The organism is Variovorax glacialis (genome assembly GCF_051216375.1).
Classification (GTDB): Bacteria; Pseudomonadota; Gammaproteobacteria; order Burkholderiales; family Burkholderiaceae_C; genus Variovorax.
Map to the genome: position 1 here is coordinate 117392 of NZ_JBPJZT010000010.1, position 23885 is coordinate 141276.

General features: G+C 66.1%; 20 protein-coding genes. 11 read left to right on the forward strand and 9 right to left on the reverse strand.

What is annotated here, in order from left to right:
- Nucleotides 1-7 precede the first annotated feature (7 nt).
- Nucleotides 8-2017 (forward strand): glucans biosynthesis glucosyltransferase MdoH, encoded by a 2010-nt coding sequence (gene mdoH / locus ACSFBL_RS24650; protein ID WP_435518442.1) that lies wholly within the window; start codon nucleotides 8-10, stop codon nucleotides 2015-2017.
- Nucleotides 2018-2157: 140 nt separating this feature from the next.
- On the opposite strand, the gene ffh is transcribed toward mdoH, so the two are convergent.
- Nucleotides 2158-3540: a signal recognition particle protein gene (ffh, locus tag ACSFBL_RS24655; RefSeq protein WP_435518443.1), complete on the reverse strand. Its 1383-nt coding sequence runs from the start codon at nucleotides 3538-3540 to the stop codon at nucleotides 2158-2160.
- 190 nt (nucleotides 3541-3730) lie between these two features.
- Between ffh and ACSFBL_RS24660 the strand changes: the two genes are divergently transcribed.
- From ACSFBL_RS24660 to ACSFBL_RS24695, 8 genes are all read left to right on the forward strand, one after another.
- Nucleotides 3731-4540: a cytochrome C assembly family protein gene (locus ACSFBL_RS24660; RefSeq protein WP_435518444.1), complete on the forward strand. Its 810-nt coding sequence runs from the start codon at nucleotides 3731-3733 to the stop codon at nucleotides 4538-4540.
- On the forward strand, nucleotides 4537-4770 hold the full coding sequence (locus ACSFBL_RS24665) for a PP0621 family protein (RefSeq protein ID WP_435518445.1): 234 nt from the start codon (nucleotides 4537-4539) through the stop codon (nucleotides 4768-4770). Before ACSFBL_RS24660 ends, ACSFBL_RS24665 begins: the two co-directional genes overlap by 4 nt.
- 140 nt (nucleotides 4771-4910) lie before the next feature.
- Complete coding sequence (locus tag ACSFBL_RS24670; RefSeq protein WP_435518446.1) at nucleotides 4911-6599, forward strand: sensor histidine kinase; 1689 nt, start codon at nucleotides 4911-4913, stop codon at nucleotides 6597-6599.
- Nucleotides 6600-6603: 4 nt separating this feature from the next.
- Nucleotides 6604-8121, forward strand: a complete 1518-nt coding sequence (locus ACSFBL_RS24675; RefSeq protein WP_435518447.1) for a sigma-54-dependent transcriptional regulator — start codon at nucleotides 6604-6606, stop codon at nucleotides 8119-8121.
- Nucleotides 8114-8704: a 1,6-anhydro-N-acetylmuramyl-L-alanine amidase AmpD gene (gene ampD / locus ACSFBL_RS24680; RefSeq protein ID WP_435518448.1), complete on the forward strand. Its 591-nt coding sequence runs from the start codon at nucleotides 8114-8116 to the stop codon at nucleotides 8702-8704. The genes ACSFBL_RS24675 and ampD overlap by 8 nt, the downstream gene beginning before the upstream one ends.
- Before the next feature lie 349 nt (nucleotides 8705-9053).
- Nucleotides 9054-11969 (forward strand): ribonucleoside-diphosphate reductase subunit alpha, encoded by a 2916-nt coding sequence (locus ACSFBL_RS24685; protein ID WP_435518449.1) that lies wholly within the window; start codon nucleotides 9054-9056, stop codon nucleotides 11967-11969.
- 151 nt (nucleotides 11970-12120) lie between these two features.
- Nucleotides 12121-13377: a ribonucleotide-diphosphate reductase subunit beta gene (locus ACSFBL_RS24690; RefSeq protein ID WP_435518450.1), complete on the forward strand. Its 1257-nt coding sequence runs from the start codon at nucleotides 12121-12123 to the stop codon at nucleotides 13375-13377.
- Nucleotides 13378-13577: 200 nt separating this feature from the next.
- On the forward strand, nucleotides 13578-14048 hold the full coding sequence (locus ACSFBL_RS24695) for a histone H1-like DNA-binding protein (protein WP_435518516.1): 471 nt from the start codon (nucleotides 13578-13580) through the stop codon (nucleotides 14046-14048).
- Between the two features lie 73 nt (nucleotides 14049-14121).
- Here the strand turns inward: ACSFBL_RS24695 and ACSFBL_RS24700 are convergent, their stop codons facing one another.
- The 7 genes from ACSFBL_RS24700 to ACSFBL_RS24730 form a co-directional block, all read right to left on the reverse strand.
- Nucleotides 14122-15024, reverse strand: coding sequence for a carbohydrate kinase family protein (locus ACSFBL_RS24700; protein ID WP_435518451.1), 903 nt, complete (start codon nucleotides 15022-15024; stop codon nucleotides 14122-14124).
- A gap of 54 nt (nucleotides 15025-15078) precedes the next feature.
- Nucleotides 15079-16371: a zinc-ribbon and DUF3426 domain-containing protein gene (locus ACSFBL_RS24705; RefSeq protein ID WP_435518452.1), complete on the reverse strand. Its 1293-nt coding sequence runs from the start codon at nucleotides 16369-16371 to the stop codon at nucleotides 15079-15081.
- Between the two features lie 157 nt (nucleotides 16372-16528).
- Entirely contained in the window at nucleotides 16529-17413 is an 885-nt protein-coding gene (gene prmA, locus ACSFBL_RS24710; RefSeq protein ID WP_435518453.1) for a 50S ribosomal protein L11 methyltransferase, read from the reverse strand.
- A 153-nt stretch (nucleotides 17414-17566) separates the two neighbouring features.
- Nucleotides 17567-18916, reverse strand: coding sequence for an acetyl-CoA carboxylase biotin carboxylase subunit (gene accC, locus ACSFBL_RS24715; RefSeq protein WP_435518454.1), 1350 nt, complete (start codon nucleotides 18914-18916; stop codon nucleotides 17567-17569).
- A gap of 2 nt (nucleotides 18917-18918) precedes the next feature.
- Nucleotides 18919-19383 carry an acetyl-CoA carboxylase biotin carboxyl carrier protein gene (gene accB / locus ACSFBL_RS24720; protein WP_435518455.1) on the reverse strand — a complete coding sequence of 155 codons (465 nt, stop codon included), beginning with the start codon at nucleotides 19381-19383 and terminating at the stop codon, nucleotides 18919-18921.
- A gap of 114 nt (nucleotides 19384-19497) precedes the next feature.
- The gene (locus tag ACSFBL_RS24725; RefSeq protein ID WP_435518456.1) at nucleotides 19498-20031 is read right to left on the reverse strand and encodes a TlpA disulfide reductase family protein; all 534 of its coding nucleotides are present in this window, start codon (nucleotides 20029-20031) and stop codon (nucleotides 19498-19500) included.
- The gene (locus ACSFBL_RS24730) at nucleotides 20028-20621 is read right to left on the reverse strand and encodes a hypothetical protein (protein ID WP_435518457.1); all 594 of its coding nucleotides are present in this window, start codon (nucleotides 20619-20621) and stop codon (nucleotides 20028-20030) included. Before ACSFBL_RS24730 ends, ACSFBL_RS24725 begins: the two co-directional genes overlap by 4 nt.
- A gap of 67 nt (nucleotides 20622-20688) precedes the next feature.
- On the opposite strand from ACSFBL_RS24730, the gene mpl reads away from it, so the two are divergent.
- Both mpl and ACSFBL_RS24740 read left to right on the forward strand, forming a co-directional pair.
- The gene (gene mpl / locus ACSFBL_RS24735) at nucleotides 20689-22086 is read left to right on the forward strand and encodes a UDP-N-acetylmuramate:L-alanyl-gamma-D-glutamyl-meso-diaminopimelate ligase (RefSeq protein WP_435518458.1); all 1398 of its coding nucleotides are present in this window, start codon (nucleotides 20689-20691) and stop codon (nucleotides 22084-22086) included.
- Nucleotides 22087-22091: 5 nt separating this feature from the next.
- Nucleotides 22092-22592, forward strand: coding sequence for a cupin domain-containing protein (locus ACSFBL_RS24740; RefSeq protein WP_435518459.1), 501 nt, complete (start codon nucleotides 22092-22094; stop codon nucleotides 22590-22592).
- Between the two features lie 19 nt (nucleotides 22593-22611).
- On the opposite strand, the gene ACSFBL_RS24745 is transcribed toward ACSFBL_RS24740, so the two are convergent.
- Nucleotides 22612-23730: a 3-deoxy-7-phosphoheptulonate synthase gene (locus ACSFBL_RS24745; RefSeq protein WP_435518460.1), complete on the reverse strand. Its 1119-nt coding sequence runs from the start codon at nucleotides 23728-23730 to the stop codon at nucleotides 22612-22614.
- Nucleotides 23731-23885 lie beyond the last annotated feature (155 nt).

The following is a 23885-nucleotide window of genomic DNA, read 5'->3' on the forward strand; positions in this document are numbered from 1 at the left end:
CCGCCCCATGAAGCCCAATGAATTCTCCCAATTGAAGGTCCTGTCGGACAGCGATTTCTCGCGCCGCAGCTACCTTCGCGAGGAGCGCCACCCGAATTCGGTGACCGCGCCCCCCATCAACCGCGGTTCGATGGCGCCCCGCCCCTGGCGCGGTTTCTGGAACAGCATCGGTACCGCGCTCCTGGTCAAGCTGGGCGCCGGCCGCGCGGCGAAGGCCTCGCGTGCTGGTTCCGCAGCAGCGCCAGCACAACAACCGTGGCAGCGCGCGGCATCGCAGCGTCGCCTGGCGTTCATGGCACTCGCGGTGTTCAGCACCGTGATCGCTTCCACGCTGTTTGCACGCGTGCAGCCCGACTACGACAACCTCTGGCTCGAATACAGCCAGATCGCGCTCTACGGCTTGCTGTCGGGCTGGGTCGTGACCGGCTTCGTGACCGCGCTGATGGGCTTTTATGTCTCGGTTCGCGGTGACAAGCATGCGCTGTCCGCCAGGCAGGTGGCCAACCACCCGATGAACCCCGAGGCGCGCACGGCGATCATCATGCCGATCTGCAACGAGGACGTGGCCACCGTGTTCGCCGGCCTGCGTGCCACCTGCGAATCGGTTGCCGCCACCGGGCATGCGCGGCAGTTCGACGTGTTCGTGCTGTCCGACAGCTACACCCCCGAGACCGCCGCCGCCGAACGCGCCGCCTGGGAAGACCTGCGCGCCGCACTGGCCAGCAGCCCGAACCAGCCGCAAGTCGAGGTGTACTACCGCCTGCGCACCCGCCGCACGCATCGCAAGGCCGGCAACGTCGCCGACTTCTGCCGCCGCTGGGGCAAGGACTACCGCTACATGGTCGTGCTCGACGCCGACAGCGTCATGAGCGGCGACTGCCTGACCTCGATGGTCAAGCTGATGGAAGCCAACCCCACCGCCGGCATCATCCAGACCGCGACGCAGGCCATCGGCCACGTCACGCTGCACGCCCGCGCACAACAGTTCGCCTCGCGCATGACGGGCCGCCTGTTCACGCTCGGCATGCAGTTCTGGCAACTCGGCGAATCGCACTACTGGGGCCACAACGCAATCATCCGCGTGCAGCCTTTCATGGACCATTGCGCGCTGGCCCCGATCAAGGGCACGGGCGGCATGTCCGGCGGCATCATGTCGCACGACTTCGTCGAGGCCGCGCTGATGCGCCGCGCCGGCTACCACGTGTGGCTGGTGGCCGATCTGGTCGGCAGCTACGAACAGCAACCGCCGGATCTGCTGGCCGAGCTGCAGCGTGATCGCCGCTGGTGCCAGGGCAACCTGCAGAACGCCCGCCTGATGGCTGAACCGGGCCTGCACCCTGTGCACCGCGCGATGTTCGTCACCGGCACGATGGCCTATGTCTCCGCGCCGCTGTGGCTCGCGTTCCTCACGCTGGGCACTGCCCTGTGGCTGACGGGTTCGAGCGTGGTCGAGCACTGGCTCGCCATGCCGATGGAACTGGCCGGCCTGTGGCTGTGGACCCTCTGCCTGCTGTTCCTGCCGCGCGTGCTGGGCATCGTGGCCGTGGTGATTCGCGGCGAACAGCGCCAGTTCGGCGGCCTGGGCGGCCTGCTCAAGAGCGCCGCGCTCGAAAGCGCCCTTGCCATCGTGCAGGCGCCGGTCCGCATGCTCGCGCACTCGCTCTTCGTGGTCGTGGCCCTGACCGGCATCAAGCTCGACTGGAAGTCGCCCCCGCGTGAAGCCGCCGCCGTGCCGTGGCGCATCGCCGCCTCGCAACTGGCGCCTATGTCGCTGGTGGTTGCCGCCCTCGCGGTCGGCATTGCGCTGATCGACGCGAGCGCACTGGCCTGGCTGATGCCTGTCGGCCTGCCGCTGCTGCTGGCCATCCCGCTGACGGTGCTGACCAGCCAGATCGCACTAGGCAACTCCCTGCGCGACAAGGGCTTCCTGCTGATCCCCGAAGAATCGCGCTCACCAGCCGTGCTGCGCCGCGCCTGGATGCACGCAGTGCGCCTGGCCCGCCCCGTAGCAGCCTGAGCCTCGATGCAATAAGAAAAGCCCGCTTCGGCGGGCTTTTTCATTTCCAGAAATACCGCGGACCCGGCTCCGCCGGTCCGCCGGTATTGCCCCCGGCAGGGGGTGGAGAGCGACACGAAGTGCGCGAGCCTGGGGGCGCGCTAAAACCGTGGCATGCCGCCACCGCCCATGGGTGGCATGCCCTTCATGCCCCCCATGCGCTTCATCATCTTCATGAGGCCGCCGCCCTTCATCTTCTTCATCATGCCCTGCATCTGCTCGAACTCGTTAAGCAGGCGGTTCACTTCCTGAACCTGAACGCCGGCCCCCGCCGCAATGCGCCGCTTGCGCGTTGCCTTGAGCAGCTCGGGCTTGCGGCGCTCCAGCGGCGTCATGCTGTTGATGATCCCTTCCTTGCGACGGATGTCGCGCTCGGCACGGGTCATGTCCGCTTCGGTGGCCTTGGCGGCCATCTGGGCGGGCAGCTTGTCCATGATGCTGGAGAGGCCGCCCATCTGCTTCATCTGCTGCAACTGGACGAGGAAGTCGTTGAGGTCGAAGCCCGCGCCGCTCTTGACCTTGGCTGCGAGCTTCTGCGCCGCCGCGACGTCGACGCCGGCGGTGACCTGCTCGACCAGCGCGACGATATCGCCCATGCCCAGGATGCGACCGGCATGCCGTTCGGCGTTGAACACTTCCAGGCCGTCGATCTTCTCGCTGACGCCGGCAAACTTGATCGGCACGCCCGTGACCTGCCGCACCGACAAGGCCGCGCCGCCACGGGAGTCGCCGTCGGTCTTGGTCAGGATGATGCCGGTCAGCGGCAAGGCCTCCTTGAAGGCCTTGGCGGTGTTGATCGCGTCCTGCCCCTGCATCGCATCGACCACGAAGAGCGTCTCGACCGGATCGAGCGCGGCATGCAGTTGCTGGATCTCGGTCATGAGCACTTCGTCGATGGCGAGCCGGCCGGCCGTGTCGACCAGCAGCACGTCGAAGAAGTGGCGCTTGGCATGGTCGAGCGCAGCCCGCGCGATGTCGAGCGGCTTCTGGTCCGGCGTGCTCGGAAACCATTCGGCACCCGCCTGCTTCGTGACCGTCTTGAGCTGCTCGATCGCGGCGGGCCGGTAGACGTCGCCCGACACGGTCAGCACCTTCTTCTTGCGCTTCTCGATGAGGTGCTTGGCCAGCTTGGCCGTCGTTGTCGTCTTGCCGGCGCCTTGCAGGCCGGCCATCAGGATCACGGCCGGCGGCTGGGCCGCAAGATTGATGTCGGACACGCCCTCGCCCATGGTCGCAGCGAGTTCGCGGTTCACGATACCGACCAGCGCCTGGCCGGGTTTCAGCGAGCCCAGCACTTCCTGGCCGAGCGCCTTCTCCTTGACCCGCGCGACGAAATCGCGAACGACCGGCAGCGCCACGTCCGCTTCGAGCAGCGCCATGCGCACCTCGCGCAGCATGTCCTGCACATTGCTTTCGGTGATGCGGGCCTGGCCGCTCATCGTCTTGACGAGGCGGGAGAACTTTTCAGTGAGGGCGGTGGCCATGAGGGGATACCTGTTGCCCGCCGAAGCGGACCGTTAGAAAGTCGGAAGAACCGCAGCCAGCGCCGGAAGCGCCTTTCGCGAAACGCCGCGGAACCGGCTCCGCCGGGCCGCTGGCGTTGCCCCCGGTCAGGGGGTAGGCGAAGCGACACGAAGTGCGCGAAGCCTGGGGGCGAGCCAGTAAACTCCAGCGATGATTTTAGCGATCCCTTCCCCGCTCGGCGTGGCACTGGGCATCGCCACCGCCGCGGCCTATGGCATCACAGCGGCAGCATCCTCGTGGCTCAGCCGCTCTTCCACGCAATCGCTGCTGGCGCTGGCCTGGCTGCTGCACGCGTTCGCGCTGGGCTGCGGGCTGGTCGGCGGCACCCCGCGCTTCGGCTTCGCACCTGCGATTTCGGTCACCGCCTGGCTGGTGCTCACGGTCTATGCCATCGAGAGCCGGATGTACCCCCAACTGCAGGTTCGCCGCGCACTCGCGGTGCTGGGCGCTGCTGCGGTGCTGCTCGCGGTGGTGTTCCCCGGCACGCCGCTGCATGTCTCGGCGTCACCCTGGCTCCCGCTGCATCTGGCATTGGGCATCGCGTCCTACGGCCTGTTCGGCGCGGCGGTGATCCATGCCTGGCTCATGACGCGTGCCGAGAAGCAGATCCGCCTCGCGGCCGAGCCGCAGGGTGGCGTGCCGCTGCTCACGATGGAACGGCTGACCTTCCGCTTCGTGGCCGCCGGCTTCGTGCTGCTGTCGGCCACGCTGCTCGCGGGGCTCCTGTTCAGCGAGACCCTCTACGGCGCGGCCGTGCGCGGATGGAAGTGGGATCACAAGACCGTGTTCTCGGTGCTGGCCTGGCTCACCTTCGCCGTGCTTCTCACCGGCCGCGCTCGCTTCGGATGGCGCGGACGTACGGCGCGGCGCGTGCTCTACGCGGGTTCGGCGCTGCTGCTGCTGGCCTATGTCGGATCGCGCTTCGTGCTGGAAGTCGTCCTCTCGCGAACACCCGCATGAAATACCTTCTCGTCTTTGCCGTGGTCTTCGTGGCGATCTGGATCTGGCGCAAGAACCGGCGCGAGGAAATGCAGTCGCGTCCACCGCCCGCCGCCAAGCCGCCGGTCGTCGGTGCGCCGCAAGCCATGGTCCGCTGCGCCTACTGCGGCCTTCACCTTCCCGCGGCCGACGCCATCACCGGCCCGTCAGGGGTGTACTGCAGCACCGCGCACCGGCAGAAAGATCAATGAACCACCCCCAGGCTTGCCCACTTCGTGTGGCCGCCTCCCCCCTCGCCGGGGGCAACCCCGGCGGACCGGCGGAGCCGGTTCCGCGGGGTTTCTCGCATTCGTCGCGAGATCGACTGGTGGGAGACTGAGATGAAACGACCATGACGGCTTCACTCTGGTCGCGGGGCGATCCCGCCACGGACTGGAGTTCGCTGGAGCATTTCAGCGGCGACAGCACGGCCTTGCTCCGGCTGTGGCGCGGCTTCATGGCGGCGCGGTGCTTCGTCGCGGCGGTGCTGCTGCTTCTGCAGGCCGTCACCATGGCGCTGGGGCAGCCGATGCAGCCGGCGGCGATCGCGCTGTCCGGGGGCTACGTGGTCGCGACCTTGCTCGCAGCGCGCTTTGCGCCGTTCCAGCCGATCCGCGGCATCGGCGCCGCATGGATGGCGACCATCGGGGTCGACCTCGTCACCTTCACGGCGCTGCAGGTGTTGCAGGTCGGCAGCATCAACTACACGCCTCTGTACGCGCTGCCTGCGCTGATGGGCGCGGTGCTCGGCACGAGTGCCGTGGGCCTCGGCACGACGGCGGCGGCCACCCTGTTGCTGCTGGGGCATGCAGCCTGGTACTGGATGGAGCAGCCGACGGACACGTCGCCCCGTTTCGTCCAGGCGGCGCTGACCGGCACGGGCCTCTTCGTGGTGGCGCTGCTGGCCCACGAGCTGGCACGCCGGCTGACGCGCGAGGAAGCGATGGCGCAACGCAGCCGCAGCGCCGCGCAGATGCACCAGCTGGTCAACGACCTCGTGATCGAGACGCTGAGCGAAGGCGTGCTGGTGATCGACGCCGAAGGCCAGGTGCACGCCGCCAACCCGGCCGCCGATGCGATCCTTGGCCAAGGCCTTGGAGGGCTCTCGCTGCCATTCGCGCTGAGCGCGTATCCGGCGTGGATTCCGCTGGCGGCGCTCGCCCGGCAGACCTTTTCCAGACGCACGCCGCAGTCCAGGGAAATTCCCGTCGCGCAGGCCCAGGGTGCGCCGCGCGAAGTCCGCGTGCGCACGCGCCTCACGCAATCGAGGGACCGCCATACCGAGAGCCTCTGCGTGATGTTCCTGCAGGACCTTCGCGAACTCGAAGCCCGCATCCGCACCGAGAAGCTGGCCGCCATGGGGCGCATGTCGGCGGCCGTCGCGCACGAGATCCGCAACCCGCTCGCCGCCATCACGCAGGCCAGCGCGCTGCTCAGCGAAGACCTCGTCGACCCCGCGCACCGGCAGTTGACGACCATGGTCCAGCAGAACGCGCTGCGCCTCTCGCGCATCGTCGACGACGTGCTCGACGTTGCGCGCGCCCGGCAACAGCGCGTGCTGCCGCTGGGCGAACAGGTGGCGCTCGATCCCACGGTGCGATCGCTCGCGGAGGAATGGGTCCAGCATGCGCAACGCCAGGGGGTGCTGCTCGCGCTCGACGCGACGGGCCGCGACGTGCGCTTCGACGTCGAGCACCTGCGCCGCATCCTCGTGAACCTGCTCGACAACGCAGCCCGCTATGCCGGTGACCGCGACGGTTCCATCCAGGTAAGCACGCGCCTGAACGCGGCCGGCCGACCCTGCCTCCAGATCTGGAGCGACGGCGCGCCGCTGGAGCCTGCGGTGCAACGTCATCTGTTCGAGCCCTTCTTCTCGTCCGAAAGCCGCTCGAGCGGCCTGGGCCTTTTCCTGTGCCGCGAACTGTGCGAGCGCCATGGCGCCACGATCGGCTACGAGCGCCGCGCGCTGTCGCCATCGGGGCCGGAGGGCAACGAGTTTTTCGTGGCATTTGCCGCGGCCGAAAGCCGGCTGACACAATAGCGCCGTGAGCACCCTCAACCCGCCAACGGCGCGCCCCGCCCAGATCCTGGTCGTCGACGACGAGCCCGATCTGCGCACGCTCTATGAACTCACGCTGCTCCGCGAGGGCTATCGCGTCGAGGCCGCGGGCAGTGTGTCCGAGGCCTGGCAGCACCTGGAGGCCGGACGCTTCGATGCCGTGATCACCGACATGCGCCTGCCCGACGGGCTCGGCATGGAGATCCTCCAGCGCATCCAGCAGGACCAGCGCAGCGAGCGCTGCGTCGTGATGACGGCCTACGGCTCCGCGGAGAACGCGGTCGAGGCACTCAAGGCCGGCGCCTTCGATTACCTGACGAAGCCGGTCGACCTGAAGCAGTTTCGCGCGGTCGTGGCGTCGGCCGTCCAGGCGACGGTCCAGACGACCATGGCCAAGGCGGTCCGCGCGACGGACGATGCCGGCAAGGCCGCGCCCGTGATCGGAGTCACCGGCGTCGCCGCGCTCGAGCGGCTCGTGGGCGAATCCGAACCGATGCGCCTCGTGAAGGCGCGCATCGCCAAGGTGGCGCGCGGCATGGCGCCGGTGCTGGTCCGGGGCGAGTCCGGTACCGGCAAGGAACTGGTCGCGCGAGCCGTGCATGCGTGCAGTCAGCGCAGCGACGGCCCCTTCGTCGCGGTCAACTGCGGCGCCATTCCCGAGAACCTCCTCGAAGCCGAATTCTTCGGCGCGCGCAAGGGCTCCTACACCGGCTCGTCGCAGGATCGCGACGGCTACTTCCAGGCGGCGCGCGGCGGCACCTTGTTCCTCGACGAGATCGGCGACCTCCCGCTGGCGATGCAGTCAAAGCTGCTGCGCGCGATCCAGGAGCGCAGCGTGCGTCCCATCGGCTCGACGCAGGAGGACGCGGTCGATGTCCGCATCGTGAGCGCCACGCACAAGGACCTGCAAGCCGAAGTGCAGGCCAGCCGATTCCGGCAGGATCTCTTCTACCGCCTCAACGTGATCGAGATCGCCGTGCCGGCATTGCGCGAGCGTCGCGGCGACCTGCCTGCCCTGTGCAACGCACTGCTCGCCCGCATCGCACGCGACGCGGGCATGCCGGTGCCCAAGCTGTCGGCCGATGTGCTGCAGTTGCTGTCCGAGCATCCCCTGCGCGGCAACGTCCGCGAACTGGAAAACCTCCTGCATCGCGCCGTGGCCTTGAGCGACGGCGACATGCTGCATCTCGACTTCGTCGACAGCGCCGTCATGGCCACGGAAGCATCCGCGCCGGAACCCGTTCTTGCGCGCGAGCCCGAGCCCGAATCCGTGCCCGCATTCGCCCCGCGCCAGACAGCGGCCATGCCGAACGACCTGCAAGGCTATCTCGATCAGCAGGAACGACAGATCCTGGTGCGCGCCCTTCAGGAGAGCGGCTTCAACCGAACGGCGGCCGCAGCGCGACTCGGCCTGAGCCTGCGGCAGATCCGCTACCGGATCGCCCGCCTCGGCATCGCCACGCCGAACGGCGACGACGGCAATGGATTCGGCGCCGATGAGTGAGGCCGCTACGGGCCTCTGGCAGTCCGGCTGGTACCGCTTCGCCCGACACCTGCACTCTCCCAATTTCGGAGCCCGCCCGACCGGCGCGCAGATCGATCTCATCGTGCTGCATTCGATCAGCCTGCCGCCCGGACGCTACGGCGGCGACGAGGTGCAGCAGCTCTTCACCAACGGCCTCGACTGGGACGCGCATCCCTATTTCGGCACCATCCGCGGGCTGGAAGTCTCGGCCCACTTCTATATAAGGCGCAACGGCGAGCTCTGGCAGTTCGTCAGTTGCGACGACCGTGCCTGGCACGCCGGCGCATCGTCGTGGCGCGGTCGCGCGAACTGCAACGACGACTCGATCGGCATCGAGCTCGAAGGGCTCGAAGGCGAGTCCTTCGAAAGCGCCCAGTACGAAGCGCTGGCGAGCCTGTGCCCCGCCATCGCGCAGGAGTACGCCATCGCGTTCATCGCCGGCCACGAACACATCGCGCCGGGCCGCAAGGAAGACCCGGGCGCGGGCTTCGACTGGGGCCTGCTGCAGGAAGAACTGGGCTGGGACCGTGCGATGTTTCCCTCCACTGTCGTAACGCGCTGAAATTTTTCAATCGCGAAGCGTCCGGCGATGCGCCGCCGACACATCGGTGCCGACGTGGCCCGCCACGCCGGAAGGGCAGCAACCATGCGCTTTTCAAGCCCAAATCCTGCGGAAACGCCCATGGATCGCGGGCTGGACTAAGGTAGGCCACTGATGGTGCGGCACGAACGCGCCCTGGCCATTCAAGAAGCACTTTGGCAGTTGTTGTAGATTGTCGAAAACACTATATCTAGTGGGTTGTGGACCCTCCAGACCCTAGATATAGTGTGCCCTGGCCCGGCATTTACCGTCAGTAACAAATGCCAACACGGCACTGCCGCCCCAACAAGAATCGCCAAACGAGGATCGAATGCAAACAGCCCTGAACACCCCTTCCACCCCTCGCGCCGTACCCTCGACGCCGCAAAACCGCGACGTCGCCGGCTCGCCCGCCGGCAACGCGCTCGCCCACTACCAGATCATTCGCCGCAACGGCGCCGTCGTTCCCTTCGAGCCGAACAAGATCGCGATCGCGCTGATGAAGGCCTTCCTCGCGGTGCACGGCACCCAGGGCGCGGCTTCCGCCAGCGTGCGCGAGACGGTCGACACCCTGACCCAGGCCGTGGTGCGCGCCATGGTCCGCTCGCGTCCGGGCGGCGGCACCTTCCACATCGAGGATGTGCAGGACCAGGTCGAGCTCGGCCTGATGCGCGGCGGCCACCACGAGATCGCCCGCGCCTACGTGCTGTACCGCGAGCGCCGTTCGCAAGAGCGCACGAAGCAGGGTGACACCGAGTCGCAGGTCGCCGTCTCCACGCTGCACGTGCTGGACCGCGGCGAGCGCGTGGCGCTCGACCTGAACGAACTCAAGGACCTGATCGAATCCGCCTGCACCGACCTCGGCGACAGCATCACCTCCGCCCCGATCGTGGCCGAGACGATGCGCAACCTGTACGACGGCGTTCCGCTCGACGAGGTCTACAAGGCCTCCATCCTCGCCGCGCGCACGCTGATCGAGAAGGACCCCGACTACACCTTCGCCACTGCCCGCCTGCTGCTGCACACGATCTTCAAGGAAGTCATCGGCCGCGAGGTCCCCCCGGCCGACCGCGCCCAGGCCTATGCCGACTACTTCCCGCAGTTCATCAAGAAGGGCGTCGACAACGAGCTCCTCGATGAGAAGCTGCTGCAGTTCGACCTGCCCCGCCTTGGCGCCGCGCTCAAGCCCGAACGCGACATGCAGTTCGACTACCTCGGCCTGCAGACGCTGTACGACCGCTACTTCCTGCACGTGCGCAAGACGCGCATCGAGCTGCCGCAAGCCTTCTTCATGCGCGTCTCGATGGGCCTCGCGCTGAACGAGATCGACCGCGAAGCCCGGGCGATCGAGTTCTACGAAGTGCTGTCCTCCTTCGACTTCATGTCGAGCACGCCGACGCTGTTCAACAGCGGTACGCTGCGCTCGCAGCTGTCGAGCTGCTACCTGACGACCGTGCCCGACGACCTGGACGGCATCTACGAATCGATCAAGGAAAACGCGCTGCTCTCCAAGTTCGCGGGCGGCCTGGGCAACGACTGGACGCGCGTACGCGCCCTCGGCAGCCACATCAAGGGCACCAACGGCGAATCGCAAGGCGTCGTGCCCTTCCTCAAGGTGGTGAACGACACCGCCGTCGCGGTCAACCAGGGCGGCAAGCGCAAGGGCGCCGTCTGCACCTACCTGGAAAGCTGGCACCTCGACATCGAGGAATTCCTCGAGCTGCGCAAGAACACCGGCGACGATCGCCGCCGCACGCACGACATGAACACGGCGAACTGGATTCCCGACCTGTTCATGCGTCGCGTGATGGAAAAGGGCACCTGGACGCTGTTCTCGCCTTCGAACGTGCCCGATCTGCACGACAAGTTCGGCGCCGATTTCGAAACCGCCTACGTCGCCTACGAAGAGAAGGCCGCGCGCGGCGACATCAAGCCGAGCCGCACGGTCCAGGCCACCGACCTCTGGCGCAAGATGCTCACGATGCTGTTCGAGACCGGGCATCCGTGGATCACCTTCAAGGACGCCTGCAACGTGCGCTCGCCGCAGCAGCACGCCGGCGTGGTTCACTCGTCGAACCTCTGCACCGAGATCACGCTCAACACCAGCGACACCGAGACCGCCGTCTGCAATCTCGGCTCGGTCAACCTGCTGCAGCATCTGAAGGACGGCAAGGTCGACCAGGAAAAGCTCAAGCGCACCATCTCGACCGCGATGCGCATGCTCGACAACGTGATCGACATCAACTACTACGCGGTCAAGAAGGCGCGCGATTCGAACCTGCGTCACCGCCCGGTCGGCCTCGGCCTGATGGGCTTCCAGGATGCGCTGTACGAACTGCGCATTCCCTACGCCTCGCAGGAAGCCGTGCAGTTCGCCGACGAATCGATGGAAGCGATCTGCTACCACGCCTACTGGGCCTCGACCGACCTGGCACGCGAACGCGGCAAGTACTCCAGCTACAAGGGCTCGCTGTGGGACAAGGGCGTGCTGCCGTCCGACACGCTCGACCTGCTGGAGAAGGCACGCGGCGGCTACGTCGAAGTGGACCGCTCGTCGACCCTCGACTGGGACGCGCTGCGCCAGAAGATCAAGGCCGACGGCATGCGCAATTCGAACTGCGTCGCCATCGCACCGACCGCGACCATCTCGAACATCATCGGCGTGGATGCCTCGATCGAGCCCTGCTTCGGCAACCTCTCGGTCAAGTCGAACCTCTCCGGCGAGTTCACCGTGATCAACCACTACCTGGTGCGCGACCTCAAGCGCCTGGGGCTGTGGGACGACGTGATGGTGATGGACCTGAAGCACTTCGACGGTTCGCTGCGCCCCATCGACCGCGTGCCGCAGGACGTCAAGGCGCTCTACGCCACCGCGTTCGAGGTCGAGACGACGTGGCTCGTCGAGGCCGCCGCGCGTCGCCAGAAGTGGATCGACCAGGCGCAGTCGCTCAACATCTACATGGCCGGCGCATCAGGCAAGAAGCTCGACGACACGTACAAGCTCGCATGGCTGCGCGGCCTGAAGACCACGTACTACCTGCGCACGCAGAGCGCGACGCATGCAGAGAAGTCCACTGTTCAATCGGGTCGGCTCAACGCCGTGTCGTCGGGCAGCGGCGATGCATCGCAAGGCATGAGCGCACTCGAAGCCGCGGCACTCGCAGCGCAGGCACAGTTGAATGCGATGCCTGCAACCGACATCGCGTTCTGCGGCGTCGACGATCCGACGTGCGAAGCATGCCAATGATGTCGGCATGAAAGTGGAGGTCGTTCGCGGCATTGCCTGACAGATTGCGATGCATGCGAACAACATAACGACAACATAATTGGAGCGCGATGTGATGGAGCACTTTGCAACTCACATCGTTGCTCACATAATTTGAGCATTGGATTTTTCTATGTTGACCTGGGACGAAGAAGTCAAGCCCTCCTTGCCAAAGGATCTGCAACAAGGATTGCGGCACACATCGAACAGCGGCGCGCAAGTCGGCCGCTCGTCGGAGTTTCCGACTTCGCAAATTGCTCCCCAAGTTTCTTCCGCACCTGCTTCCGTGATGCCCGTCGCACGCACGCTCGATGACGGCGCAGTCGTGCGCCCCGTTCAAGCAGCGGCAACGACAGGCGCGGCACCGGTGGCGCATCGCGTCAAGGCCGCCGACAAGCGCATCATCAACGGCCAGACCGACGTCAACCAGTTGGTGCCGTTCAAGTACAAGTGGGCCTGGGAAAAATACCTCGCCACCTGCGCCAACCACTGGATGCCGCAGGAAGTGAACATGACGCGCGACATCGCGCTCTGGAAAGACCCCAACGGCCTGACCGAGGACGAGCGCCGCATCGTCAAGCGCAACCTCGGCTTCTTCGTGACCGCCGACTCGCTGGCCGCCAACAACATCGTGCTGGGCACCTACCGCCACATCACGGCGCCCGAGTGCCGCCAGTTCCTGCTGCGCCAGGCCTTCGAGGAAGCGATCCACACGCACGCGTACCAGTACATCGTCGAGTCGCTCGGCCTGGACGAGAGCGAGATCTTCAACGCCTACAACGAAGTGCCGTCGATCCGCGAGAAGGACCAGTTCCTGATCCCGTTCATCGACGCCATCAGCGACCCGAACTTCCACACCGGCACGCACGAGAACGACCAGACGCTGCTCAAGTCGCTGATCGTCTTCGCCTGCCTGATGGAAGGGCTCTTCTTCTACGTCGGCTTCACGCAGATCCTTGCGCTGGGGCGGCAGAACAAGATGACCGGCGCCGCCGAGCAGTACCAGTACATCCTGCGCGACGAATCGATGCACTGCAATTTCGGCATCGACCTGATCAACCAGCTCAAGCTCGAGAACCCGCACCTCTGGACCGCGGAGTTCAAGGCGGAGATCAAGGCCCTCTTCATGAAGGCCGTCGAGCTCGAATACAAGTACGCCGAAGACACCATGCCGCGCGGCGTGCTCGGCATGAACGCCTCCATGTTCAAGGGCTACCTGCGCTACATCGCCAACCGGCGCGCGCAGCAGATCGGCCTTGAGACGCTCTTCCCGAACGAGGAAAACCCGTTCCCCTGGATGAGCGAAATGATTGACCTGAAGAAGGAGCGCAACTTCTTCGAAACCCGCGTGATCGAGTATCAGTCGGGTGGTGCGCTCTCCTGGGATTGAATCTTTCCGACAAGAACAAGAAGTGAATTCAAGAATCGTTCTTGCCGACGACCAGCACCAAAGAGTGCGGCATCGGTGAGGGCACAGGTGTTCATGGTGCTGGAGCCCGCTCCAACGCCATGAATCGCTTCACGCTGACCAACATGCGTGGAGTGCTTCAAAAGGTTGATTTTTTCAACTTGATCAAGGAGAAAATAGAAATGGCAACTGCAAAGAAAGCGCCGGCCAAGAAGGCCGCTGCAAAGAAGGCCCCGGCGAAGAAGGCTCCGGCGAAGAAGGTCGCAGCCAAGAAGGCGCCGGCCAAGAAGGTAGCGGCCAAGAAGGCCCCTGCGAAGAAGGCTCCCGCCAAGAAGGTAGCGGCCAAGAAGGCGCCGGCGAAGAAGGCTCCTGCCAAGAAGGCAGCGGCCAAGAAGGCGCCAGCGAAGAAGGCTCCTGCGAAGAAGGCAGCAGCCAAGAAGGCGCCGGCGAAGAAGGCCGCCGCGAAGAAGGCCCCTGCGAAAAAGGCTGCGGCCAAGAAGCCCGCTGCCAAGAAAGCAGCGAAGAAGCCTGCTGCGAAAAAGGCTGCGAAGGCTCCCGCCAAGGCTGCCGTCGCCCCTGCCCCTGCTCCCGCAGCGCAGACGACCCTGAACCCGCAGGCAGCTTGGCCGTTCCCGACGGCCAGCAAGCCCTGAGTCGTTCAGCGGCCTTGAAGGCAAAGCCCGGTACCGCAAGGTGCCGGGCTTTTTTCGTGGGGCTTTCGCCGCGTCAGAGCCCCAGGGAAGGAAGGTCGACCTTGTAGTTCTGCGGCCCGCGTTGCGCGATCTTGAGCGCGCCCAATTGATTGCCGAGCGCGGCACAACGGGCGAGCGGCCAGCCCTTCTCCAGCCCGAACAACAGCGCGCCGCGCCATGCGTCGCCGCATCCGGTCGGCTCCAGCACGGCCACCGGCTTCACCGCCGCGACGTGCTCGCGATCGCCATCGATCCACACCTCGCAGCCATCGGCGCCCAGTGTCACCACCAGGCCGCGCACGCGCTCCGAGATCTCGGCGAGGCTCCAGCCCGTGCGCTGCGAGAGCATCTTTCCTTCGTAGTCGTTCACGACCACCCAGCTCGCCAGCTCGACGAAGTGCGCGAGCTCCTTGCCGTCGAACATCGGCAGGCCCTGCCCCGGGTCGAACACGAAGGGGATGTCGGCCGCCTTGAACTGCTCCGCATGCTGAAGCATCGCGTCGCGGCCATCCGGCGCCACGATGCCGAGCTTGATGTCCTCGCGCGCGGCAACACGTGTGATGTGGGCCTGCTGCATCGCGCCGGGATGGAAGGCCGTGATCTGGTTGTTGTCCCGGTCGTTCATGATCATCGCCTGCGCCGTGAAGGTGTCGCTCACCTGCCGCACGAACTCGGTGCTGATGCCCAGCGAACGCAGTCGATCCAGGTAGTCGCCGCCGTCGCTGCCCACCGTGGCCATCGGCAGCGCCGTGCCACCGAGCGCGTTGAGGCTGTAGGCGATGTTGCCAGCGCACCCGCCGAAGTCGCGACGCAGGCCGGGCACCAGGAACGACACGTTGAGGATGTGCAGCTGGTCGGGGAGGATCTGGTCTGCAAACCGGCCCTCGAAGGTCATGATCGTGTCGAACGCGAGCGAACCGCAAATTACTGCTGCCATGAATGAACCGGATGAACCGTTGGTTGGATGGAAGGGGAAGAAAGCCGCAGACGCTCAGGGATAGAGGGTCTCGACACGAAAGCCCGCGACCGGCGGCATCGCCGCCGCCTCGGGACCGGTGAGCTTGAGCGACAGCGACGCCGCGCGTTCGGTGCGAGCCGGCAGGACGGTCGGCGCACCGTATTCGGCGGGCGCAAGCACGCGCCGCACCACGGCCCGTTCCTGCGTGTCGAGCAGGGACAGCTCGACCGCCGGCATCGCCAGCGGCACATCGGCGGTGTTGCGCAAGGTGAAGCTGAGGCGGAATCCGTCATCGATCTTCTCGCGCGAGAACGAAGCGCCGTCGACCTTGATGTCGTTGATCTGGCGAAGCGCGGAAATCTCGCAGCCGAGCACGCCGCACATCGATGCGATGGCAGGGCGCAGTCCCGGAGAACGCGCGACGATGAGATCGCGCTCCTGGTAGACCACCTGCCCGATCAGGAGCAATGCGGCGAGCACAGCCACCGCCACCATCGATCGGCGAACCGCCGGCCGCTGCCAGAAGCCCTCCCCGCCGGACATCCCCATGAAGGACGGCGTGCGGACTACTTCGGCCGGCGGCTCGGGCTCGCTGGCGGCGAGGACCAGCGGCGCCACTTCGATCGAAGCCGTCTTTGCCTCGCGGGCCTTCGCCTTCGCGATCTTGGCCGATTTGGCGCGCGCGCGACGCAAGGCTTTCTGCAGCTGCGCGTTGGCCGCATCTTCGGCGGATGGCGCGGGCTCGAGACTGCTCGGGGCCGGCGTCGATACCGGTGCCGGGCTCGACAACGAGAGATCGATGTTCGGAAAGGAAAGCGGCGGAGGCACCGGCGGCCTCACTGCGGTGCGGCCTTGGTCCCCCAGATCCAGCAAGCCCGAATCCATCCAAGGATCGCCTGCAACCATGCCTGCGAGAGGCGGCAACTCGTCCGCGGATTTCAAGGATGCCGTCGATCCAGCCTCGAACAATGGTTGTGCGCCCGTATCAGCCGCCGCCTCAGGATGGTCGTCCTCGAGGAAGTCGACCTCCGATTCTTCGTCGGCATGATGCTCGACGTCTGCTGCGGGCGAAGCATCCTCATCGGGCAACGGTGCCGGTGCTTTCTCGACAGATGAATCGCTCGACGCGCCGCTCTCGTCGGAAACCGGCGTGGAGACCGGCACGGAAGGCGCCGGCGCGGACTCAGCCGTTTCCCGAAGATCGACCGTGGCGTCGAAGACCTGGCTGCAACGACCGCAGCGCACCCATCCATCCGAGATGCGAAGCTGGTCCTTCACCACCTTGAAAGTGGTTTCGCAGGCGGGGCAGCGCGTGACCAGGCTCATGTGGCGAATTGTAAAAGCTCGCCCCAACTGGACGTCGAAGATTGCCGTGCAAGCCGGGACTGCTGGCGAACACCGCGGAACCGGCTTCGCCGGGCCGCCGGTGTTGCCCCCGGCAGGGGGTTGGCGGCCACACGAAGTGGGCAAGCCTGGGGGCGAGTCAAGTCACGCTTTTCATGAGGATCCAACCGTCCTCGCTGTCACCCACTTCAAGAGTTGCATACGGCGCATAGGCTAGCTTCAGTTCATCCGCCTGGCGCTCCAGGATGCCCGCCAAAACGAGTGCACCGCGCGGTGCAACGTGCGCGCAGAGCAGGGGTGCCAACACCTTGAGCGGCGTCGCAAGGATGTTCGCGAGCACGATGTCGTAGCGCCCCACCGCCGCCTCCGGCAAGCCGGCATTCAGCGTCACGCCATTCGCCTCGGCATTGAGCCGTGTCGATTCCACAGCAGCATCATCGATATCGACCGCATCGATCTCACGCGCGCCGAACTTCGCGGCGCCGATCGCCAGGATGCCGGAGCCGCAGCCATAGTCCAGCACGCGAAGGCCTGCCAACTCGCCGCGCCGGGCGATCCATCGCAGGCACATGCGCGTGGTCGGATGCGTGCCCGTGCCGAACGCGAGCCCGGGGTCCAGCCGAATGATCTGCCGCGCCTGCGCCGGTGGATCGTGCCAGGTCGGCACGATCCAGAACTCCGGCGTCACCTCGACCGGCGCGAACTGCGACTGCGTCAAGCGAACCCAATCCTGCTCCGGCACCTCGGCCATCCCGAGCACGCGGCACTCCGCAAAGAAGTCCTGCGCCGCCAGCACCGTGGCCGCCTCCTGCGCGAGTTGCTCCGTAGGGAACAACGCGATCACCCGCGACCGCTGCCACCCCTCCTTCGGCGGCGGCATCCCCGGCTCGCCAAACAGCGCCTGCTCGGCATCCGTCTGCGCATCCGCATCCTCGACGGACACGCTCAACGCATCGAGCGCATCCAGCGCATCGCTGACCGTCTCGACGAATTCCTCCGGCGCCATCAATCGAAGCTCGAACATCGCAGTCCTCTCAATAAGTCAAGGACTGCGCCCGCGGCAAGCGAAGCGAAGCCCGTTCGCAAAACACCGCGAGCCGGCTCGGCCGGCTCGCTGGTGTTGCCCCCGGCGAGGGGGAAGGCGAAGCGACACGAAGTGCGCGCAGCCTGGGGGAGATCAACGTTTATGCGCGGCGAGCCACTCTTCCAGGTAGTGAATGTTGGTCCCGCCACTCATGAACTTCGCGTCGACCATCAACTCGCGATGCAGCGGGATGTTGGTCTGGATGCCTTCGACCACCGTCTCGTTCAGCGCCGTGCGCATGCGAGCCATCGCCTGCTCGCGCGTATCGCCGTAGACGATGATCTTGCCGATCATCGAGTCGTAGTTCGGCGGCACGAAGTAGTTGGTGTAGACGTGCGAATCCACGCGCACCCCCGGTCCGCCCGGCGGATGCCACATGGTGATGCGGCCTGGGGAGGGCGTGAACTTGTAGGGATCCTCGGCGTTGATCCGGCATTCGATCGCATGGCCCCGCATCTCGATCTGACGCTGGGTGAAGGGCAGCTTCTCGCCGGCCGCCACCATGATCTGCGTCTTCACGATGTCGATGCCGGTCGTGAACTCCGTGACCGGATGCTCCACCTGCACGCGCGTGTTCATCTCGATGAAATAGAACTCGCCGTTCTCGTAGAGGAACTCGAAGGTGCCGGCGCCGCGGTAGCCGAGCTTCTTGCAGGCAGCCGCGCAGCGCTCGCCGATCTTCTCGATGAGCTTGCGCGGAATGCCCGGCGCGGGCGATTCCTCGATCACCTTCTGGTGGCGACGCTGCATCGAGCAATCGCGCTCGCCCAGGTAGACGGCGTTCTTGTGCTTGTCGGCGAGGATCTGGATCTCGATGTGGCGCGGGTCCTGGAGGAACTTCTCCATGTAGACCGCCGGATTGTTGAAAGCCGCGCCGGCCTCGGCCTTGGTCATCTGGATCGCGTTGACCAGCGCCGCCTCGGTGTGGACCACGCGCATGCCGCGTCCGCCACCGCCGCCCGCCGCCTTGATGATGACGGGGTAGCCGATCGCCCGGGCGATGCGCTTGTTGGTGGCCGCGTCGTCCGACAGTTCGCCTTCGGAACCGGGCACGCAAGGCACGCCCGCCTTGATCATCGCCTGCTTGGCCGACACCTTGTCGCCCATGATGCGGATCGACTCGGGCGAGGGGCCGATGAACTGGAAGCCGCTCTGCTCCACGCGTTCGGCGAAGTTGGCGTTCTCGCTCAGGAAGCCGTAGCCCGGATGGATGGCTTCCGAGTCCGTCACCTCCGCCGCCGAGATGATCGCCGGCATATTGAGGTAGCTCTGCGATGACGGCGCCGGGCCGATGCACACCGCCTCCTCCGCCAGCTTGACGTATTTCGCCTCGCGGTCGGCCTCGGAATAGACCATCACGGCCTTGATGCCGAGTTCGCTGCAGGCGCGCTGGATTCTTAACGCAATCTCACCACGATTGGCGACCAGGATCTTCTTGAACATGGTCACTCAATGATGAACAGCGGCTGGCCATATTCGACCGCCTGGCCGTTCTCGCCGAGGATCTGGGTGACGGTGCCGGACTTGTCGGCCTCGATTTCGTTGAGGATCTTCATCGCCTCGATGATGCAGACCGTGTCGCCTTCCTTGACCTGGCTGCCGATCTCGACGAATGCCGGGGCACCGGGGCTGGACGAGCGATAGAAGGTGCCCACCATGGGCGACTTGATGGCGTGGCCGGTGGAAGCGGCTTCGGCCGGTGCGGCTGCAGGCGCGCCGGCAGCGGGCGCCGGCGCAGTTCCGATGGCGGGCGCCGCGGCGGGCGCAGCCACGGTCTGCACGTACTGAACCGGTGCGGCCACGCCGCCCTTGACGATCCGGACCTTGCCTTCGGTTTCAGTGATTTCCAGTTCGGAAATGTTCGATTCAGACACCAGGTCGATCAGTGTCTTGAGTTTGCGTAGATCCATGGGACTCCAGCCCCGGCTTTGCCGGTTATTAGAATGTAACTCGCCTGAAGATCGGCTTATTTCGGCGTTTCAACGCCAACTGCGCGATTCGTGGGGCTGGATTCTAGCCGTGAACTATGCCCGTCGCCATGATTGAAGATCACCGACTTCGAGCTTTCCCATTTTACGTGCCGCAACGGATCCGCCCCCATCGACGAACAGCGTGAAAGGCAAGCCGCCCGCCGTGTTTCCCAACTGCTTGACCAGTTCGGTCCCGTTCAATCCTGCCATCCCGATCGGGTAGCTGACCGGCGTCTTGGCGAGGAACTTGCGGACGGCGCTCGGCTGATCGATCGCCAATCCGACAACTTGCCAACCATTGGCGGCGTTTTCGCGGAAGAAGGCGTCGATCATCGGCATCTCCTCCACGCAGGGCGGACACCACGTGGCCCAGAAGTTGATCAGCATCGGCTTGCCGCGCAAGGCGTCGAGTGCCACCTCACCGCCTTCCGGGCGCTCGAACCGCTGCGACCAGAATGCATCATCGAGCCGCTCCCCGCCCCGCTGCGCGGACTGGCTTCGCCAGAATGCGCCGCCCACCCCGGCGACGGCCGCCACCGCGGCGACGGCACCGAAAAGCAAGCCACGACGCTTGGAGCTGGAGGTCATCCACCGTCCTTTTCTATCAACCGCCGGAGGGCGGCCAGATTGCCCCTCGGCACACGCCCCTGAGTGTCGGGCTTGAGCGCACCCCTCAGGTCGTCGAGGTCATACACGAGCAGGTGCACGCCGATTTCCTCGCCCAGTTCGCGACTGGCGGCGTGGACGCTCAGTGCTTCGACCTGCTCGCCGTGGAACCCGGTCACCATGCGCGGCTCGTAGTCGACGTGATGGTCGATGAGCGCGATCTCGGCGGATTTCGAGTCGTCGCAGAAGAGCTGGATATAGATGTCCGAAAGCCGCGTGGCCGTGCCGTGCCACACCGCGCCGCCCACATGCGGCCGGAACTGCGCCATCCGCTCCATCCACTCCAGCGCGAGCACGCGGAGCGCGTGCAGTTCCTGAGGCTGGGTGTCGGCGCAATAGAGCTGGATGTAGTCCCGGACCTCCGTCTCGACCTCGTCGTTGTTGGGCAGGGCGGTGCGCACGGGCAAGCCCAGGTCGCGGAGCGCGCGGCGCTTGGCGGGTCCGTACTCCAGCCCTTCCTCGACGACGAGGCGGGCCGCAGCGGCGGCGATTTCCTGTTTGGACATGTCCATCGGTTCATTTTGCCCGCAGTACGTCCCTCGCAGGAAGACGGATCGACCGCATCCCTAGAATCGCCGGATGCACATTCACATTCTCGGCATCTGCGGCACCTTCATGGGCGGTGTCGCGGCGCTGGCGCGCGAATCCGGCCACCGGGTGACCGGCTGCGACGCGGGCGTCTACCCGCCGATGAGCGACCAATTGAGGGCCCTCGGCATCGACCTGATCGAAGGCTTCGGCGCCGACCAGCTGGCCTTGAAGCCGGACGTCTTCGTGGTCGGCAACGTGGTGTCGCGTGTCCGCCTCGCCGACGGGACGCCCAAGTTTCCATTGATGGAGGCGATCCTCGATGCCGGCGCGAACTACACCAGCGGGCCGCAGTGGCTGGCCGAACACGTCCTTCAGGGCCGTCACGTGCTGGCCGTGGCCGGTACGCATGGCAAGACCACCACGACCTCGATGCTGGCCTGGATCCTGGAGCGCGCCGGACTGACGCCGGGCTTCCTGGTGGGCGGCGTGCCGCTCGATTTCGGCGTCTCGGCGCGACTGGGGCAAGGCGATGCGTTCGTGATCGAGGCGGACGAATACGACACGGCTTTTTTCGACAAGCGCAGCAAGTTCGTCCACTACCGCCCGCGCACCGCGATCCTGAACAACCTGGAGTTCGACCACGCCGACATCTTCGACGACCTCGCGGCGATCGAACGGCAGTTCCATCACCTCGTCCGAACCGTCCCGGGCAAAGGGCGCGTGGTCGTCAATGCCATCGAGGAGAGCCTCCAGCGCGTTCTGGCGCAAGGCTGCTGGAGCGAACTCGCGCGCTTCGGCGCCGGTGGCGAATGGCAGGCCAGCGGATCGCACGATGCCTTCGACGTGCTTCGCCGGGGCGAGCGCGTGGGCCGTGTCGAATGGCCGCTCTCCGGGCTGCACAACCAGATGAATGCGCTGGCCGCGATCGCGGCGGCGGAGCATGTCGGCGTCGCTCCGGCCGCGGCAGCCGACGCGCTCGGCAGCTTCCGCAATGTGCGTCGGCGGATGGAACTGCGCGGCACGGTCGATCGCCCGCAGGGCGCCATCACCGTCTACGACGACTTCGCACACCATCCGACCGCGATCCGCACCACGCTCGACGGCCTGCGCCAGAAGCTCGACGCCGAGGGTGGCCAAAGTCAGCGCATCCTGGCGGTCTTCGAACCACGCAGCAACACGATGAAGCTGGGCACCATGACGGCCCAGCTGCCCTGGAGCCTGGAAGCGGCCGACCTCTCCTTCTGCCACAGCGGAGGCCTGGACTGGGATGCGGCATTGGCGCTCGCGCCGATGGGCCCACGCGCGCAGGTGGCGGACAACATCGGCGCACTGGTCACCCAGGTCGTCGCGGCCGCGCAGCCGGGCGATCACATCGTCTGCATGAGCAACGGCGGCTTCGGCGGCGTGCACGAGAAACTCCTGACGGCCCTGAACGCGCCAGAATGAGCCCCATGCGCGCGAAGCAACTCATCGAGACCCTGCAATTGCAGCCCCATCCCGAGGGCGGGTGGTTCCGTGAGATGTTTCGTTCGGCCGCGCAGGTGATGCCCGCCGACGGCCGCCCCGCCCGCGATGCGCTCACCACGATCTATTTCCTGCTCGAAGCGCACCAGCATTCGCGCTGGCACCGGGTGCAGTCCGACGAGGTGTGGATCCACCTCGAAGGCGCGCCGCTCGCGCTGTGGATCAGCGATGCAGCGCTGCGCACCGCACCGGCTCACGTGCGCCTGGGGCCGGTCGATGTCCACGGCACCCGGCCGCAGCACACGGTGCCTGCCGGGCGCTGGCAGGCGGCCCGGCCGATCGTCTCGCCCGAGGCCGACGACTACACGCTCGTGAGCTGCACCGTCGGCCCGGGCTTCGACTTCAACGACTTCTCGTTCATGCAGCCCGATGGCGACGAGGCGGCCCTGCTGCGCCACCACTGGCCCGACCTCGCGGCGCTGATCTGATCGGCGCCGCGGGCGCCAATCAGCCGCGGCGCTGCTTGACGGCTTGCGACAGCACGTCCAGCACCTGCGTCGAATCGTCCCAGCCCAGGCAGGCGTCGGTGATGCTCTTGCCGTATTCGAGGCCGGCGATGTCGTCCTTGCCCGGCGTGAACTTCTGCGCCCCGGCGACGAGGTGGCTCTCGACCATCAGCCCGAACACGCTCCGGCTGCCGCCCGCGATCTGCGCGGCAATGTCCTTCGCCACGTCGATCTGCTTCTGGTGCTGCTTGCTGCTGTTCGCGTGGCTGCAGTCGACCATGAGCGTCTGCGGCAGCTTGGCGGCTTCGAGGTCCTTGCAGGCCGCCGCGACGCTGGCCGCGTCGTAGTTGGGCGCCTTGCCGCCGCGCAGGATCACGTGGCAATCCCGGTTGCCGTTGGTCTGCACGATCGCGACCTGGCCGTTCTTGTGCACCGAGAGGAAGTGGTGGCCGCGGGCCGCCGCCTGGATCGCATCGGTCGCGATGCGAATGTTGCCGTCGGTGCCGTTCTTGAAGCCGATCGGCGCCGACAGCCCGGAGGCCAGTTCGCGATGCACCTGGCTCTCGGTGGTGCGCGCACCGATCGCGCCCCAGGAGATCAGGTCGCCGATGTACTGCGGCGAGATCACGTCGAGGAACTCGCTGCCCGCCGGCAGGCCGAGCCGGTTGATGTCGATTAGCAACTGGCGCGCGATGCGCAGGCCTTCGTCGATGCGGAAGCTTTCGTCGAGGTAAGGGTCGTTGATCAACCCCTTCCAGCCCACCGTCGTGCGCGGCTTCTCGAAGTACACGCGCATCACGATCTCCAGCGTACCCGCATACTTCTCGCGCTCGGCCTTCAGGCGACGGGCATATTCCATCGCCGCGGCCGGGTCATGGATCGAGCACGGCCCCATCACCACCAGCAGCCGGTCGTCCTTGCCGGTCATGATGTTGTGGATCGACCGGCGGGTGGCGGTGATCAGCGACTCCACCGGCGTGCCCCGGATCGGGAAGAAGCGGATCAGATGCTCTGGAGGAGGCAACACGTTGATGTCCTTGATGCGTTCGTCGTCGGTCTGGCTGGTTTTTTCGACGTTCGCATACCAGGTGTCGCTGGCCGGGGCGGCTTTCGTGCTCATGTGTCGGTCCTTTTCGGGTGGCTTGATTTCGTGAGGGCAATAAAAAAACCGCCGGGCTTGTGGCACCGGCGGTTTTGGGAGGTTCTGTTTGTCTGCTGCTTTTACGCGCGCGCCTCTCGTCCGCCGGAAACCGGGAACCAAAAGTAGGCAAAGTA

What these genes read in the sequence shown, in the direction of transcription:
- mdoH (WP_435518442.1), top strand. Translation starts at nt 8, where the DNA reads ATGAAGCCCAATGAATTCTCCCAATTGAAGGTCCTGTCGGACAGCGAT.
- ffh (WP_435518443.1), bottom strand. Translation starts at nt 3,540, where the DNA reads ATGGCCACCGCCCTCACTGAAAAGTTCTCCCGCCTCGTCAAGACGATG.
- ACSFBL_RS24660 (WP_435518444.1), top strand. Translation starts at nt 3,731, where the DNA reads ATGATTTTAGCGATCCCTTCCCCGCTCGGCGTGGCACTGGGCATCGCC.
- ACSFBL_RS24665 (WP_435518445.1), top strand. Translation starts at nt 4,537, where the DNA reads ATGAAATACCTTCTCGTCTTTGCCGTGGTCTTCGTGGCGATCTGGATC.
- ACSFBL_RS24670 (WP_435518446.1), top strand. Translation starts at nt 4,911, where the DNA reads ATGACGGCTTCACTCTGGTCGCGGGGCGATCCCGCCACGGACTGGAGT.
- ampD (WP_435518448.1), top strand. Translation starts at nt 8,114, where the DNA reads ATGAGTGAGGCCGCTACGGGCCTCTGGCAGTCCGGCTGGTACCGCTTC.
- ACSFBL_RS24685 (WP_435518449.1), top strand. Translation starts at nt 9,054, where the DNA reads ATGCAAACAGCCCTGAACACCCCTTCCACCCCTCGCGCCGTACCCTCG.
- ACSFBL_RS24690 (WP_435518450.1), top strand. Translation starts at nt 12,121, where the DNA reads ATGTTGACCTGGGACGAAGAAGTCAAGCCCTCCTTGCCAAAGGATCTG.
- ACSFBL_RS24695 (WP_435518516.1), top strand. Translation starts at nt 13,578, where the DNA reads ATGGCAACTGCAAAGAAAGCGCCGGCCAAGAAGGCCGCTGCAAAGAAG.
- ACSFBL_RS24700 (WP_435518451.1), bottom strand. Translation starts at nt 15,024, where the DNA reads ATGGCAGCAGTAATTTGCGGTTCGCTCGCGTTCGACACGATCATGACC.
- ACSFBL_RS24705 (WP_435518452.1), bottom strand. Translation starts at nt 16,371, where the DNA reads ATGAGCCTGGTCACGCGCTGCCCCGCCTGCGAAACCACTTTCAAGGTG.
- prmA (WP_435518453.1), bottom strand. Translation starts at nt 17,413, where the DNA reads ATGTTCGAGCTTCGATTGATGGCGCCGGAGGAATTCGTCGAGACGGTC.
- accC (WP_435518454.1), bottom strand. Translation starts at nt 18,916, where the DNA reads ATGTTCAAGAAGATCCTGGTCGCCAATCGTGGTGAGATTGCGTTAAGA.
- accB (WP_435518455.1), bottom strand. Translation starts at nt 19,383, where the DNA reads ATGGATCTACGCAAACTCAAGACACTGATCGACCTGGTGTCTGAATCG.
- ACSFBL_RS24725 (WP_435518456.1), bottom strand. Translation starts at nt 20,031, where the DNA reads ATGACCTCCAGCTCCAAGCGTCGTGGCTTGCTTTTCGGTGCCGTCGCC.
- ACSFBL_RS24730 (WP_435518457.1), bottom strand. Translation starts at nt 20,621, where the DNA reads ATGGACATGTCCAAACAGGAAATCGCCGCCGCTGCGGCCCGCCTCGTC.
- mpl (WP_435518458.1), top strand. Translation starts at nt 20,689, where the DNA reads ATGCACATTCACATTCTCGGCATCTGCGGCACCTTCATGGGCGGTGTC.
- ACSFBL_RS24740 (WP_435518459.1), top strand. Translation starts at nt 22,092, where the DNA reads ATGCGCGCGAAGCAACTCATCGAGACCCTGCAATTGCAGCCCCATCCC.
- ACSFBL_RS24745 (WP_435518460.1), bottom strand. Translation starts at nt 23,730, where the DNA reads ATGAGCACGAAAGCCGCCCCGGCCAGCGACACCTGGTATGCGAACGTC.